The sequence below is a fragment of the Citrobacter sp. RHB21-C05 genome (assembly GCF_013889015.1).
Lineage (GTDB): Bacteria > Pseudomonadota > Gammaproteobacteria > Enterobacterales > Enterobacteriaceae > Citrobacter_A > Citrobacter_A sedlakii.
On the sequence record NZ_CP057611.1, the window covers coordinates 2,979,085 to 2,993,620 of the forward strand.

The window sequence follows — 14,536 nt, forward strand, 5'->3', positions numbered from 1 at the left end:
GGCGGAACCGCCATCAGGTTCGGTGAGATTACCGGCGGTTGCCGAAGATACGTAACAACATCAGGAACAGGTTGATAAAGTCCAGATACAGCGTCAGCGCCCCGAGAATCGAGTACTTGCGCAGGTTTGAACTGTCGCGCACATCAATCTGCTCGCCAATATTTTTCAGCTTCTGGGTGTCATAGGCGGTCAGGCCGACAAACACCACCACACCAATATAGGTCACTGCCCACATCAGCGCTTCGCTCTTCAGCCAGAAGTTCACCAGCGACGCCAGGATAATGCCTATCAGCGCCATAAACAGCATATTGCCCCAGCCGCTCAGGTCTCGTTTGGTGGTGTAACCCCACAGGCTCATCACGCCGAACATCCCGCCGGTCACCACAAAGGTGCTGGCGATGGACGAATAGGTATAGACGATAAAAATGCTCGACAGCGTCAACCCGGTGAGCGCCGAATAGAGCATAAACAGCGTGGTCGCCATGCCCGCGCTGAGCTTATGCACCATCGCCGAAAGCGCAATAACCAGCGCTAATTGGGCGATAATCAGGCCAAAAAAGGTGATTTTGCTGGAAAAGACGAACATCATGACCGCAGGGGTATTCGCCGCATACCACGCAATAAACGCGGTCAGCAGCAGTCCGACGGTCATCCAGCCGTACACTTGCGCCATATACGTTTGCAGACCGGAACGCGCCTGCACGATTGAATCGGATCGTGGAAATCTGTCCATGAAAATCTCCTGTTAAAAAAGTGACACCTGTATAAGCGTATCACATTCTGCTACCAGCGCTTTGCCGCCTGCTGGTCGCTGTCGCGGGCTTCCACCCAGCGCTCGCCCTCCGGCGTCGCTTCACGTTTCCAGAATGGCGCGCGGGTTTTCAGGTAGTCCATAATAAATTCGCCCGCCTCAAAGGCGCTACTGCGATGCGCGCTGGTGACGCCGACAAACACGATCTCATCGCCCGGCCACAGTTCGCCGATGCGATGGATCACGGTAACGCGCCCCAGCGGCCAGCGCGCGCGCGCCTCTGCCACAATCTCGCCCAGCGCTTTTTCGGTCATGCCGGGATAGTGCTCCAGCGTCAGCGCCTTCACGCTGTCGCCGAGGTTGTGATTGCGGACTTTGCCGGTGAAGGTCACAACCGCGCCGTCTTCGTCACGTTCCGCCAGCCACGGGTATTCGTCGCCGACACGAAACGGCGCCGGATCGACCACGATTTTTGTTTCCGCCATCTCAGCCTCCCGTTACCGGCGGGAAAAACGCCACCTCGTCACCCGAGCTTAACGGATGATCAAAGCTGACCAGCGTCTGGTTGACTGCCGCCAGCAGTTTGCCGTCTTCCAGGGCCAGCGCCCAGCGGTCGCTGTTTGTCGCCAGATGCTGGCGCAGCGCCTCAACGGTGGGAAAATCAGCCGCCACGTTCAGCGCATCGGTGCCAACCAGTTCGCGAACCTGGGCGAAGAAGAGAACCTTAATCATGAGAATCCGCCTTAAAATCACCCGATTTGCCGCCACTTTTCGCCAGCAGTCGCACCGGACCAATCACCATATCTTTCTGCACCGCTTTACACATATCGTAGATGGTCAGCGCCGCAACCGACGCGGCGGTTAACGCCTCCATCTCAACGCCGGTTTTGCCGGTCAGACGGCACAGTGACTCAATGCGCACGCGGTTGTGCTCCGGTTCAGCCAGCAGTTGCACTTCAACTTTGCTCAACAGCAACGGATGGCACAGCGGGATCAGCTCCCAGGTGCGTTTTGCCGCCTGGATGCCCGCGATGCGCGCGGTGGCAAAGACATCGCCCTTATGGTGGCTGCCGTCAATAATCATTGCCAGTGTTTCACTGCGCATGGTGACAAAGGCTTCGGCGCGCGCTTCGCGAACAGTTTCCGCTTTAGCGGAAACGTCGACCATGTGCGCTTCGCCAGCGGCGTTAATATGGGTCAGTTGCGACATACTTATTTCTTCAGATGAGGGTGGAAGTTACACGGACGGGTGCGCGCATCAAGCTGCGGAGCAATGATATTATCCCAGGCGGTACGGCAGGCTTTCGTTGAACCCGGCATGGCGAAAATCAGCGTATGGTTGGCCATACCTGCCACCGCGCGCGACTGCAGCGTCGCGGTGCCAATCTCTTCAAACGACAGCATTCGGAAAAGTTCGCCAAAGCCTTCAACTTCGCGGTCAAACAACGGCAGCAGCGCTTCCGGCGCCTGATCGCCTTCGGTAAGCCCTGTCCCGCCGGTGATCAGCACTACCTGAACGTTTTCGCTGGCGATCCACGCCGACACCTGGGCGCGGATGGCGTAGCGGTTCTCTTTGACGATGGCTTTATCCACCACCTGATGTCCCGCTTCCTGTGCCGCGTCACGCAGAAAATGACCGGAGGTATCTTCCTCCTCACCACGACGATTCGACACCGTAAGAATAGCGATACGGGTCGGGATAAATTCAGCGCTTACCTGACTCATGGAAAACTCCTTTTAGCGATCAACCGCCAATGTACGATAAGTTTTGCGTAATACCGGTGTTGTTCTGATGCAGGAAATGGGTCTGCTTTTTCTCACGCAGCGCGAGAGAAATACGTTCTTCCAGCGCATGCTGCTGCGAGTCTTCGACCAGCAGATCGCGCAGGCTGACGCCGCCGTCGCCAAACAGACACAGATGCAGTTTACCCACCGAAGAGACGCGCAGTCGGTTACAGGTGGCGCAGAAATCTTTCTCGTACGGCATGATAAGGCCGATTTCGCCCGCATAGTCGGGGTGGCAGAAAACCTGCGCCGGGCCGTCGCTGCGCTGGCGCAGCTGGTGGATCCAACCACGACGCAGCAGTTCATCGCGCAGCACCTGGCCGGAAATATGGTGTTTGCGGAAAAGCGCGCTGCCCTCGCCCGTTTCCATCAGTTCGATGAAGCGTAGCTGGATAGGGCGCGTCTGGATCCAGTTCAGGAAGGTATCGAGCTGATGATGATTCACGTCACGCATCAGCACGGTATTGACTTTGACCTTTGTAAAGCCCGCCTCAAAGGCGGCGTCAATGCCCGCCATCACCTGCCGGAATTTGTCCTGTCCGGTAATGGCGTGAAACTGCCGGGCGTCCAGGCTGTCGACGCTGACATTGATGCCCGTCAACCCGGCCTCGCGCCAGGCTGCGGCATCACGCGCCAGTCGATAGCCGTTAGTAGTGACGGCTATCTGGCGGATGGCGTCGTTCTCCCGCACAGCAGCGATGATGTCAGTAAAATCGCGGCGCAGGGAAGGTTCACCGCCGGTCAGGCGCACTTTTTCGGTGCCAAGACTGGCAAACGCGCGGGTAACCCGACGAATTTCATCGACAGAAAGAAAACCGTTATTGGTGACGCCGCCGGGCTTGTAGCCATCCGGCAGACAGTAGGTGCAACGAAAGTTACACACATCGGTAATCGACAAACGCAGGTAATAAAACGTGCGCGCGAAAGCATCGGTCAGTTGTGAGGCCATAGACACCTTTCCAGTACGGGAGGCGCAGTCATTTCTTCCTGCACCCTGGTGGCAACGCGTTTACGCTGTCACGGCCAAAGCGCCATATCAATGTCTTCATTGACCCAGGCGCAGAGGCTAGAGTGTTTTTTAATGATTAGCCGATACTAGCGCGTAAACGACCATTTTGCCATTTACGCCTAACGCTATATAAACTTATATATAGCGTCATGATCGTGCTATTTCGCTACAGAATAAGCGAAAATGGGCTTTTTGCATTGATATACATCATTAGGCAGTAACCGACATCTCGTACAAAAGGGGTAGCTGCGCAGAATTTATTTCTCTCTCCAGCGGGGAGTGAATTGCTGAAAACCCGCGATGTGCGCTACTGTAGCGAGGTAAATCTGACTTCAGGATATTTTATGCGCAATCGTACGCTGGCTGACCTGGATCGTGTCGTCGCTCTCGGCGGAGGGCATGGATTAGGACGCGTTCTCTCATCACTTTCATCACTGGGCTCACGCCTCACCGGCATTGTCACCACCACCGATAACGGCGGCTCGACCGGACGTATCCGCCGCTCGGAAGGCGGTATCGCCTGGGGGGATATGCGCAACTGCCTTAACCAGTTGATAACCGAACCCAGCGTCGCGTCGGCTATGTTTGAGTATCGTTTTGGCGGTAATGGCGAACTTTCAGGTCATAACCTGGGAAATTTGATGTTAAAGGCGCTCGATCACCTGAGCGTGCGGCCTCTGGAGGCGATCAATTTAATTCGTAACCTGCTTAAAGTCGACGCGCATTTAATCCCGATGTCGGAACTGCCGGTCGATCTGATGGCGATCGACGATCAGGGGCATGAGGTGTATGGCGAAGTGAATATTGACCAGTTGCTCACCCCGCCGCAGGACCTGATGCTGTCACCCAACGTGCCCACCACGCGTGAAGCGGTGCAAGCAATTAACGAAGCGGATTTGATCCTGATTGGCCCTGGCAGTTTTTACACCAGCCTGATGCCGATCCTGCTGCTGGATGACCTGGCGCAGGCGCTGCGCCGCACCCAGGCGCCGATGGTCTATATCGGCAATCTGGGGCGTGAACTGAGTCTGCCGGCAGCCAGCCTGACTCTGGTCGATAAACTGGCGATTATGGAGCAGTATGTCGGTAAACGAGTGATTGACGCCGTGGTCGTCGGTCCTAACGTTGACGTCAGCGCCATCAACGACAGAGTAGTGATTCAAGAGGAGCTGGAAGCCAGCGATATCCCCTATCGCCATGACCGCCAGCTACTGCACTGCGCGCTGGAAAAAGCGGTGCAGGCGCTGGGTTAAATCGGGCATGTCTCGATCGCGACCGGCGTAGCGCTTCGCTTTTCCGGTCTGCGACGCTTTGCCTGAATACCGGATTATGACGCGGCGATAAACAGCTCACGCAGTTGATGGAGCTGGTCGCGGATCTGCGCGGCTTCCTCGAACTCCAGATTCTGCGCGTGCTGCATCATCTGCCCCTCCAGCTCATGGATCTTCTGCTGCAGCGCCTTCGGCGACATATCCATCCCGACGATATCCGCCTTCGCCGTGGAGCGTGACTTGCCCCTGCCCTTCGCTTTGGTCTTCGCGATGTTCTGACCCAGCGCCAGAATATCGACCACTTTTTTGTTCAGCCCCTGCGGGGTAATGCCGTGCTGCTCGTTGTACTGCTGCTGTTTCTCACGGCGGCGCTCGGTTTCGCTAATGGCCTTCGCCATCGACGGGGTGATCTTATCGCCGTACAGGATAGCTTTGCCGTTAACGTTACGCGCCGCGCGGCCAATGGTCTGAATCAGCGAACGTTCAGAGCGCAGGAACCCTTCTTTGTCCGCGTCAAGGATCGCCACCAGCGACACTTCCGGCATGTCGAGCCCCTCTCGCAACAGGTTGATCCCTACCAGCACGTCAAACTCGCCGAGGCGCAGGTCGCGAATGATCTCCATACGCTCGACGGTATCGATGTCCGAGTGCAGATAGCGCACCCGTTCACCGTGTTCCTCCAGGTATTCGGTGAGATCTTCCGCCATCCGCTTGGTTAAGGTTGTCACCAGCACGCGCTCATTGATAGACGCCCGCGCGCGGATCTCTGAAAGCAGGTCGTCCACCTGCGTCGCCACCGGACGCACCTCAATGACCGGATCCAGCAGGCCGGTCGGACGAACCACCTGATCCACCACGTCGCCGCCCGATTTCTCCAGCTCATAGTTGCCCGGCGTCGCGGAAACATAGATAGTCTGCGGGGCCAGCGCTTCAAACTCTTCGAACTTCAGCGGACGGTTATCCAGCGCGGAAGGCAAGCGGAACCCATACTCCACCAGCGTCTCTTTACGCGCTCTGTCGCCACGGTACATGCCGCCAATCTGCGGAATGGTGACGTGCGATTCATCCACCACCAGCAGGCCGTCTGCGGGCAGATAATCGAACAGCGTCGGCGGCGGCTCGCCCGGTCCGCGTCCAGAAAGATAGCGTGAATAGTTTTCGATCCCCGAACAGTAGCCAAGCTCGTTCATCATCTCAAGATCGAACTGGGTGCGCTGGCTGAGACGCTGCTCTTCCAGCAGCTTGTTGTTCGCCAGCAGGATCTTGCGGCGATCAACCAGTTCGTCTTTGATCTCTTCCATCGCCTGCAAAATACGCTCGCGCGGCGTGACATAGTGGGTTTTCGGGTAGATGGTGTAGCGGGGAATGGTCGATTCCACCTGTCCGGTGAGCGGATCAAACAGCGACAGCCGCTCCACCTCTTCGTCAAACAGCTCCACACGTAGCGCGATGTCGTCGGATTCCGCTGGGAAGATGTCGATCACCTCGCCACGTACACGGAAGGTGCCGCGCTGGAACGCCTGATCGTTACGGGTGTACTGTAGCTCGGCCAGACGACGCAGGATCGCGCGCTGGTCGATCAGCATCCCCACCGTCAGGTGCAGCATCATTTTCAGGTACAGATCCGGGTCGCCCAGACCGTAGATCGCCGACACCGAGGCCACCACCACCACGTCGCGACGCTCGAGCAAGGCTTTGGTTGCCGACAAACGCATCTGCTCAATGTGTTCGTTTACCGACGCGTCTTTCTCAATGAAGGTGTCGGAACTGGGCACATAGGCTTCAGGCTGATAGTAGTCATAGTAAGAGACGAAATATTCCACCGCGTTTTCCGGAAAGAATTCTTTCATTTCGCCGTACAGCTGCGCCGCCAGCGTTTTGTTCGGCGCGAGCACCATGGTCGGACGCTGGAGATCGGCAATGACATTGGCGATGGTGAACGTTTTCCCTGACCCCGTTACGCCAAGCAGCGTCTGATGCGCCAGGCCATCCTCCAGCCCTTCTTCGAGGCGTCGTATCGCCTCTGGCTGGTCGCCTGACGGTTTAAATGCGGAATTCAGTTTGAACGGTTTACTCATGGGCAGCTACCTGAAGCAATGGGCGGGCAGGCTTGTAATTTTACTCGCAGCGCATAATATTGCCAGTAAAATATACTGGATGAAAAAACAGTAACGACGGAGAAAATTTGTGTTACGCGCCGAAAAGACACAGCGTCAGCGGCGAGAATTTCACCGCTGACAAGATAATCTTCTGACCGGCGGGGTTATCCCCAAACCAATCACTTCATTAACATTGTCAAGTCGTGTCATGAAAGTTTTATTGCATTCAATGACAGTTCTGCGACAGCTATTGCCTTTATATAACTAATTGAAAAGTAAATAATATTTAACAAAGCCGTCTTTCGCATCAATTTGGCTGGAAGCCGCGTATTCTCTCGCTTACCCTGCGTTTTCTAACTCTAATACACAAGGTTATCCACAGGAATAGTGGATAACTGCTTCCAGCCCACACGGTCTGCCGCCTGGCAATTTCCCCTCGTTGACGGATTTCAGGACAATAAAAAAAAATTATCGCTAAATTTTGATTTTTATCAGCTAACGAAACGGCCTGTCGCAGGCGATATTGCTCGCAAAATCGCCATTTACTCTCCTGTCAAAAGCGTGAGATCCAGATATTGTCCTGTTGCGACGGTTCGCGCTTCAGCGCCAAGCCAGGGGATTTCCCCGAGTAAAGGCGCGGGAATAACCCGCGCCAGCGTCGCCATATACTCGCGGTGGCGTTTACCCGGCGGCTGGACGTCATTCGCCACCCAGCCGGCTAACGTCAGCCCGGCCTGCTGAATGGCCTGCGCGGTGAGCATCGCATGGTTAATACACCCCAGCTTCACGCCGACCACTAAAATCACCGGCAGTTGTTCCGCCTGCACCCAGTCGGCAAACGTAACGTCCTCTGTCAGCGGCGTGAACCAGCCGCCCGCGCCTTCCACCAGCACCCACTCCGCGCGGGTTTCCAGCGCCCGTAGCCCGGCTGACATCACATCGGTTTGAATCGGTCTGCCCTCTCCGGCGCTGATGATGTGCGGCGAGGTCGGCTCGGCGAAGGTATAAGGATTCACTGCCGCGTAGTCCAGCGGCAGGCTGCTGCTGCGCTGGAGCGCCAGCGCATCGCTGTTGCGCAACCCTTCCGGCGTCATTTCGCTGCCGGAGGCAACCGGCTTATACCCGGCCGTGCGCAGCCCCATTTTGCCTGCCGCCTGGAGCAAAGCGCTGCTGGCGACGGTTTTCCCGACTTCGGTATCAGTACCGGTAACAAAATAGCGTTTAATCACGTTCAATAACTCCTGCAAAAAGATGGTAGGTGAGCGGATACTTTCCCTGTTGTTGAGGCCAGGCCAACTGCACTTTTTGCAGCTGCGCACGGGTGAGCACGCGCGGTTCACGTCCTTCGTGCAGATGCGTGGCCCCAATCCCCTTCAGCGAACGCATCGCGCTCAGCGCATCGTCAAACCACAGGGTCAACGTGTGCAGATGGCTTTCGCTACGCCAGCCGCGCAGGGCATCGCGCAGCGCCGCCTGCGGTAAGAACCGATTAGCATGGGTTTGGTTATCGACTGCCCGCCATGCCTGATGCAGCTCCGGCAGCGACCCTTTCGCCAGCGTTGTGAACGCCACTCTGCCGCCGGGACGCACCACCCGGTAAAGTTCGCTCAGCGCGCCGTGTAAATCGTTGCACCACTGAACGGCGAGATTACTCCAGGCGAGATCGAACGTCGCGCTCGCCAACGGCAGCGATTCGATATCTCCGGCAAGATAGTGGTGCGCCGTATTACGCCGCCGCGCCTCGTCAAGCATGGGTGAGGACAAATCCAGCGCGGTGACCTGACTGCCCTGCTCACGCCAGTAACGGCTCAACCGGCCAGGACCACAGCCGGCGTCCAGCACCTGCCCATAGCTTTGCTGCGGCAACTGCGCCAGCAGCGCGTCCGCGCTCAACCGTTGCAGCGTGGCGTGTTGTTCATAACACGTCGCCGCACGGCCAAACGCCGCCGCGATGGCCTGTTTATTCACCTGTGTCATTTAGCACCTCCAGCAGACGGTCAATGTCTTCACGCTCGTGCGCCTGGGTGAGAGTCAGACGCAAACGCGCCGTCCCCGCAGGCACCGTTGGCGGACGGATTGCCGTCGCCCAGCAGCCACGGCTGCGCAGGGTTTCCGCCAGATGCAGCGCCCGCGCGTTATCGCCAACGATCAGCGGCTGGATCGCGCTGTGCGATTCCCCCAGTCGGTAACGGCTGCGGTCTACGCCGCGACGAAAGCGTGCGATGAGCGCCGCCAGTTTCGCCCGGCGCGCGTCGCCTTCTTCGCTGCGGATCACCGCAAGGGAGGCCCGGATCGCCTGCGCCTGAGCAGGCGGCATGCTGGTGCTGTAGATCAGGTGTCGGGCAAATTGCAGCAGATAATCCGCCACGCGGGCTGAACACAATATCGCCGCGCCGCTGACGCCAAAGCCTTTACCAAAGGTCACGACCAGCAGTTCTGGTCGCACCTGCTGCCGCCAGCAGCTGCCGCGCCCTTCTTCGCCGCAGACGCCAATGCCGTGGGCATCGTCCACCAGCAGCCAGGCGTTGCGCCGCGCTGCCGCACGCTGGATCTCCGCCAGCGGCGCGCTGTCGCCGTCCATACTGAATACACCTTCAGTGACCACCAGTTGTTGCCCCGGACAGGGGGCATCGAGCAGTCGCGTCAGATGCCGGGTATCGTTATGGGTAAAACGGCGAAGCGACGCCGGACTAAGGCTTGCCGCCTCCAGCAACGAGGCATGGCTGAGGCGATCGGCGACAATCCGATCGTCCTTTGCCATCAACGCGGCAATGACCGCCTGATTAGCGGCAAAACCTGAGATAAACAGCAGCGCGCGCGGGTAACCCAACCAGTCCGCCAGCTCTTCTTCAACGTGTTGATGCGCAACGGTATAACCGCTGACGTGGCCGGAGCCGCCGCTGCCTACGCCGAAGCGTTCCGCCCCCTGTTGCCAGGCGTGAATAATCTGCGGATGGTGGCTTAAGCCCAGATAGTCGTTGCTGGAAAAGTTGAGAAAGCGGCGATCGCCGGTCATCAGCCAGCGGCCCGCGCCCTGCTCAACCGCGTAACGACGACGCAGGGCATCCGCTGAACGACGCGCGTTTAGCGCATCGTCGATTTTTTGCTGCCAGCTCATACCGCTGCCGCGTTGTACCAGGCGTCGGTATCCGGGGTCATCAGCGCCTGCTCCAGCCGCTGCTGCTGCTCGTTATCCCCTGCCAGCACGGCGGTTTGCTGCGGGTTCAGTCCGAGCTTACGGAACAGCTGTAAGTCTTTATCTTCTTCCGGGTTCGGCGTGGTCAACAGCTTGCAGCCGTAAAAGATAGAGTTCGCGCCCGCCATGAAGCACATTGCCTGGGTTTGTTCGTTCATCTGCTCGCGACCGGCAGAGAGACGCACGTACGAGGTGGGCATCATAATGCGCGCCACCGCGATCGTGCGGATGAAGTCAAATGCGTCCACATCGTCGTTATCGGCCAGCGGCGTCCCCTTGACCTTCACCAGCATGTTGATCGGCACGCTTTCCGGCGGAGTCGGCAGATTCGCCAGTTGCAGCAGCAAACCGGCGCGATCGTTTACCGTTTCGCCCAGCCCGACAATCCCGCCGGAGCAGACCTTGATCCCGGCATCGCGCACTTTATCCAGCGTATCCAGACGCTCCTGATAAGAACGGGTGGTGATGATATTGCCGTAGAACTCCGGCGAAGTGTCGAGGTTGTGGTTGTAGTAATCCAGCCCCGCCGCCGCCAGCCGCTGCGCCTGCGCTTCGCTCAGGGTGCCGAGGGTCATACAGGCTTCCAGCCCCATCGCCTTCACCCCCTGCACCATTTGCTCAAGATACGGCATGTCGCGCTCGTGAGGGTTCTTCCACGCCGCCCCCATACAGAAACGGGTGGACCCGGCGTTTTTCGCCTTGCGCGCCGAATCCAGCACCTGTTCGACCTCCATCAGGCGCTCTGCTTCCAGCCCGGTTTTATAGCGCGAGCTTTGTGGGCAATATTTGCAATCCTCCGGGCAGGCGCCGGTTTTAATCGACAGCAATGTACTGACCTGCACCTGGCGAGGATCAAAATGCTGACGGTGGATTTGCTGGGCTTCAAAGAGCAGATCCAGCAGCGGTTTTTCAAATAATTCGGTGACTTGCGACAGCGTCCAGCGAGAATGTTTGGTCATAATTTTCTACGTTTTGTTGTGAGAACCGTGTAGACTCGTAAACCTAAATGTTTTTAATTTGGTTTACAAGTCGATTATGACAACGGACGATCTCGCTTTCGATCGGCGCCATATCTGGCACCCTTATACCTCCATGACCTCTCCGCTACCGGTGTATCCGGTCGCGCGCGCGGAAGGTTGCGAACTGATCCTCACCAGCGGCGAACACCTCATTGACGGCATGTCGTCGTGGTGGGCGGCGATCCACGGCTACAACCATCCCGTACTCAACGCGGCGATGAAAACGCAAATTGACGCCATGTCGCACGTGATGTTTGGCGGCATTACCCATGCACCGGCCATCGACCTGTGCCGTAAACTGGTGGCGATGACGCCCGAGCCCCTGGCGTGCGTTTTCCTTGCGGATTCCGGTTCCGTGGCCGTTGAAGTGGCGATGAAAATGGCGCTGCAATACTGGCAGGCAAAAGGCGAATCGCGACAGCGTTTCCTGACGTTTCGCAACGGCTATCACGGCGACACGTTCGGCGCCATGTCAGTCTGCGATCCGGACAACTCCATGCACAGCCTGTGGAAGGGCTATCTGCCGGAAAACCTGTTTGCCCCGGCGCCGCAAAGCCGGATGGGCGGCGAATGGGATGAGCGCGATATGGTGGCGTTCGCCCGCCTGATGGCCGCACACCGGCATGAGATCGCCGCAGTGATCCTCGAACCCATCGTCCAGGGCGCGGGCGGAATGCGCATGTACCATCCCCAGTGGCTGCAGCGCATCCGTAAGATGTGTGATCGCGAAGGCATCCTGCTGATCGCCGACGAGATCGCCACCGGTTTTGGCCGCACCGGCAAACTGTTTGCCTGCGAGCACGCCGGGGTATCGCCGGATATTCTCTGTCTGGGTAAAGCGCTCACCGGCGGCACGATGACCCTTTCCGCCACCCTCGCCACCCGCCAGATAGCCGACACTATCAGCAACGGCGACGCCGGGTGTTTTATGCATGGCCCGACATTTATGGCTAACCCGCTGGCCTGCGCGGCGGCAAACGCCAGCCTGACGTTGCTGGCATCCGGCGACTGGCAGCAGCAGGTGGCGGCCATTGAAGCGCAACTGCGTGCCGAACTGGCCGCGGCGGCAGATTCGCCATGGGTCGCGGACGTACGCGTGCTCGGCGCGATCGGCGTGGTGGAAACCACTCATCCGGTCAATATGGCGGCGCTGCAAAAATTCTTTGTCCAGCGGGGCGTCTGGGTGCGTCCGTTCGGCAAACTCATCTACCTGATGCCGCCGTACATTATCCAGCCGGAGCAACTGCGTTGTCTGACGCAGGCGGTTAACGAAGCTGTGCGCGAAGAAACATTTTTTCGCGTTTAATTGGCGGTAAACTAAAACGTTTCTGGCTAAACTTTTTGGTTAAGGGAGGAATCAGCATGAAACTCATCAGTAACGATTTCCGCGACGGCGATAAGCTTCCGCTGCGTCACGTTTTTAACGGCATGGGTTACGACGGCGATAATATTTCGCCGCATCTGGCCTGGGATGACGTTCCGGCAGGAACGAAAAGTTTTGTCGTAACCTGTTTCGACCCCGATGCGCCCACCGGCTCCGGCTGGTGGCACTGGGGCGTAGCGAATTTACCCGCCGACACCCGCGTTCTGACCCAGGGTTTCGGCTCCGGTCTGGTGGCGCTACCGGACGGCGTGGTGCAGACCCGCACCGATTTCGGTAAAGCGGGCTACGGCGGCGCGGCGCCGCCGAAAGGCGAAACGCACCGCTATATCTTTACAGTTCATGCGCTGGACGTGGATCGTATCGAGGTCGATGAAGAGGCCAGCGGCGCGATGGTCGGCTTTAACGTCCATTTCCACGCGCTCGCCAGCGCGTCGATCACCGCCATGTTCAGTTAACCTGATAACGGATGGCGACGCTAACGTGCCGCCATCCGGTACTCCTTACAGAAAGTCCGGCACTAAACGCAGCAGCGCTCCCTGCGCCAGCAGTTCGGTCGCGCATTCTATGTCCGGGGCAAAGAAACGGTCGTCGGTATAGTGGGCAACCTGCTCGCGTAACGTTGCGCGCGCCTGCTCAAGCAGCGGACTGGACGTCAGTCCGTCGCGCAGATCGATCCCCTGACAGGCCGCCAGCCACTCGACCGCCAACACGCCGCGGGTATTGGCCGCCATCTCCCACAGCCTGCGCCCTGCCGCCGGCGCCATCGACACATGATCTTCCTGATTCGCTGAGGTTGGCAGACTGTCAACGCTGTGCGGATGCGCCAGCGCTTTGTTCTCGCTGGCCAGCGCCGCCGCCGTCACCTGGGCAATCATAAAGCCGGAGTTCACGCCGCCATTTTTTACCAGGAACGGCGGCAGTTGCGACATGTGTTTATCCATCATCAACGCAATTCGACGCTCAGCGAGCGCGCCGATTTCGGCAATCGCCAGCGCCAGGTTGTCTGCCGCCATCGCCACCGGTTCGGCGTGAAAATTACCGCCGGAGATGACATCACCCTCCTGCGCAAAAACCAGCGGGTTATCGGACACCGCGTTGGCTTCGATCAGCAAAACCTCTCTCACCTGACGCATCTGGGTCAGACACGCGCCCATCACCTGCGGCTGACAACGCAGTGAATACGGATCCTGCACTTTGTCGCAGTTATGGTGCGACTGCGACAGCGCGCTGGTTTCCGTTAGCACATGACGGTACAGCGCCGCCGCGTCAATTTGTCCAGGCTGCCCCCGTGCGGCATGGATCCGCGCGTCAAACGGACGGCGCGATCCCAGCACCGCTTCAGTGGTTAATGCGCCGCAAACCACGGCGGAGGCAAACAGTTCCTGGGCTTCAAACAGGCCGCGCAGCGCGAACGCCGTTGACGCCTGAGTGCCATTGAGCAGCGCTAATCCCTCTTTCGCCGCCAGGGTCAGCGGCGCCAGCCCGGCTTTTTTCAGCGCCTCTTTGGCCGGTAGCCATTCACCCTGAACGCGCGCTTTTCCCTCGCCGAGCAGAGTAAGCGACAGGTGCGCCAGCGGCGCTAAATCCCCCGATGCGCCCACCGAGCCTTTCGCCGGGATCAGCGGATAGACCTCGGCGTTTACCAGCGCGATCAGCGCCTCGATCACGCACAGACGGATACCGGAAAACCCGCGCGCCAGGCTGTTGATCTTCAGCACCATGATCAGGCGCACCATCGCATCATCCAGCGCTTCGCCAACCCCTGCGGCATGTGACAGCACCAGCGCGCGCTGAAGATTTTGCAGATCGTGATCGGCGATCCGCGTCTGGGCCAGCAGGCCAAAGCCGGTATTAATGCCGTAGGCCGTGCGCCCCTCCGCCACAATCGTGTTCACGCAGGCGACGCTGGCGTGAATGCCGTCGATGGCGCTGGCATCAAGCGTCAGCTTGACCGGCTGCCGCCAGACATCACAAAGCTGCGAAAAAGTGAGCTGCCCCGGCGTTAAGGTCAAGGTGTTCATA

At 58.5% G+C, this 14,536-nt stretch carries 15 protein-coding genes and 1 riboswitch; of the genes, 3 read left to right on the forward strand and 12 right to left on the reverse strand.

Translation table 11 applies throughout. The annotated features are described in order from the left end of the window. Positions 1–28: 28 nt before the first annotated feature. The 6 genes from HVX72_RS14335 to moaA form a co-directional block, all read right to left on the reverse strand. Complete coding sequence (locus tag HVX72_RS14335) at positions 29–733, reverse strand: Bax inhibitor-1/YccA family protein (RefSeq protein WP_042285122.1); 705 nt, start codon at positions 731–733, stop codon at positions 29–31. Between the two features lie 50 nt (positions 734–783). Continuing rightward, a complete protein-coding gene (gene moaE, locus HVX72_RS14340) occupies positions 784–1,236 on the reverse strand; it encodes a molybdopterin synthase catalytic subunit MoaE (RefSeq protein ID WP_060569922.1) in 453 nt (150 codons plus the stop codon). 1 nt (position 1,237) lies between these two features. Next, positions 1,238–1,483: a molybdopterin synthase sulfur carrier subunit gene (moaD, locus tag HVX72_RS14345; protein ID WP_181821726.1), complete on the reverse strand. Its 246-nt coding sequence runs from the start codon at positions 1,481–1,483 to the stop codon at positions 1,238–1,240. Then, on the reverse strand, positions 1,476–1,961 hold the full coding sequence (moaC, locus tag HVX72_RS14350; RefSeq protein ID WP_042285132.1) for a cyclic pyranopterin monophosphate synthase MoaC: 486 nt from the start codon (positions 1,959–1,961) through the stop codon (positions 1,476–1,478). Before moaC ends, moaD begins: the two co-directional genes overlap by 8 nt. 2 nt (positions 1,962–1,963) lie before the next feature. After that, positions 1,964–2,476, reverse strand: coding sequence for a molybdenum cofactor biosynthesis protein B (moaB, locus tag HVX72_RS14355; protein WP_042285136.1), 513 nt, complete (start codon positions 2,474–2,476; stop codon positions 1,964–1,966). Positions 2,477–2,495: 19 nt separating this feature from the next. Next, on the reverse strand, positions 2,496–3,485 hold the full coding sequence (gene moaA, locus HVX72_RS14360) for a GTP 3',8-cyclase MoaA (RefSeq protein WP_042285138.1): 990 nt from the start codon (positions 3,483–3,485) through the stop codon (positions 2,496–2,498). Continuing rightward, positions 3,473–3,622: riboswitch (molybdenum cofactor riboswitch) on the reverse strand. It overlaps the preceding gene by 13 nt. Positions 3,623–3,889: 267 nt before the next feature. Here moaA and yvcK point away from each other — a divergent pair. Next, the gene (yvcK, locus tag HVX72_RS14365; protein WP_181821728.1) at positions 3,890–4,798 is read left to right on the forward strand and encodes a uridine diphosphate-N-acetylglucosamine-binding protein YvcK; all 909 of its coding nucleotides are present in this window, start codon (positions 3,890–3,892) and stop codon (positions 4,796–4,798) included. 74 nt (positions 4,799–4,872) lie between these two features. Here the strand turns inward: yvcK and uvrB are convergent, their stop codons facing one another. The 5 genes from uvrB to bioB form a co-directional block, all read right to left on the reverse strand. Then, positions 4,873–6,894 carry an excinuclease ABC subunit UvrB gene (gene uvrB, locus HVX72_RS14370; RefSeq protein ID WP_181821730.1) on the reverse strand — a complete coding sequence of 674 codons (2,022 nt, stop codon included), beginning with the start codon at positions 6,892–6,894 and terminating at the stop codon, positions 4,873–4,875. A gap of 563 nt (positions 6,895–7,457) precedes the next feature. After that, positions 7,458–8,144 (reverse strand): dethiobiotin synthase, encoded by a 687-nt coding sequence (bioD, locus tag HVX72_RS14375; RefSeq protein WP_181821732.1) that lies wholly within the window; start codon positions 8,142–8,144, stop codon positions 7,458–7,460. Continuing rightward, a complete protein-coding gene (bioC, locus tag HVX72_RS14380) occupies positions 8,137–8,892 on the reverse strand; it encodes a malonyl-ACP O-methyltransferase BioC (protein WP_181821734.1) in 756 nt (251 codons plus the stop codon). Before bioC ends, bioD begins: the two co-directional genes overlap by 8 nt. Next, the gene (gene bioF, locus HVX72_RS14385; RefSeq protein ID WP_181821735.1) at positions 8,876–10,033 is read right to left on the reverse strand and encodes an 8-amino-7-oxononanoate synthase; all 1,158 of its coding nucleotides are present in this window, start codon (positions 10,031–10,033) and stop codon (positions 8,876–8,878) included. Before bioF ends, bioC begins: the two co-directional genes overlap by 17 nt. Continuing rightward, entirely contained in the window at positions 10,030–11,070 is a 1,041-nt protein-coding gene (gene bioB / locus HVX72_RS14390; protein ID WP_042285153.1) for a biotin synthase BioB, read from the reverse strand. The genes bioF and bioB overlap by 4 nt, the downstream gene beginning before the upstream one ends. Before the next feature lie 76 nt (positions 11,071–11,146). Between bioB and bioA the strand changes: the two genes are divergently transcribed. Further along, complete coding sequence (gene bioA, locus HVX72_RS14395) at positions 11,147–12,436, forward strand: adenosylmethionine--8-amino-7-oxononanoate transaminase (RefSeq protein WP_181821736.1); 1,290 nt, start codon at positions 11,147–11,149, stop codon at positions 12,434–12,436. Positions 12,437–12,492: 56 nt separating this feature from the next. Further along, on the forward strand, positions 12,493–12,969 hold the full coding sequence (locus tag HVX72_RS14400; protein ID WP_060569929.1) for a kinase inhibitor: 477 nt from the start codon (positions 12,493–12,495) through the stop codon (positions 12,967–12,969). Between the two features lie 45 nt (positions 12,970–13,014). On the opposite strand, the gene hutH is transcribed toward HVX72_RS14400, so the two are convergent. Further along, positions 13,015–14,535 carry a histidine ammonia-lyase gene (gene hutH, locus HVX72_RS14405; protein WP_181821737.1) on the reverse strand — a complete coding sequence of 507 codons (1,521 nt, stop codon included), beginning with the start codon at positions 14,533–14,535 and terminating at the stop codon, positions 13,015–13,017. Position 14,536 lies beyond the last annotated feature (1 nt).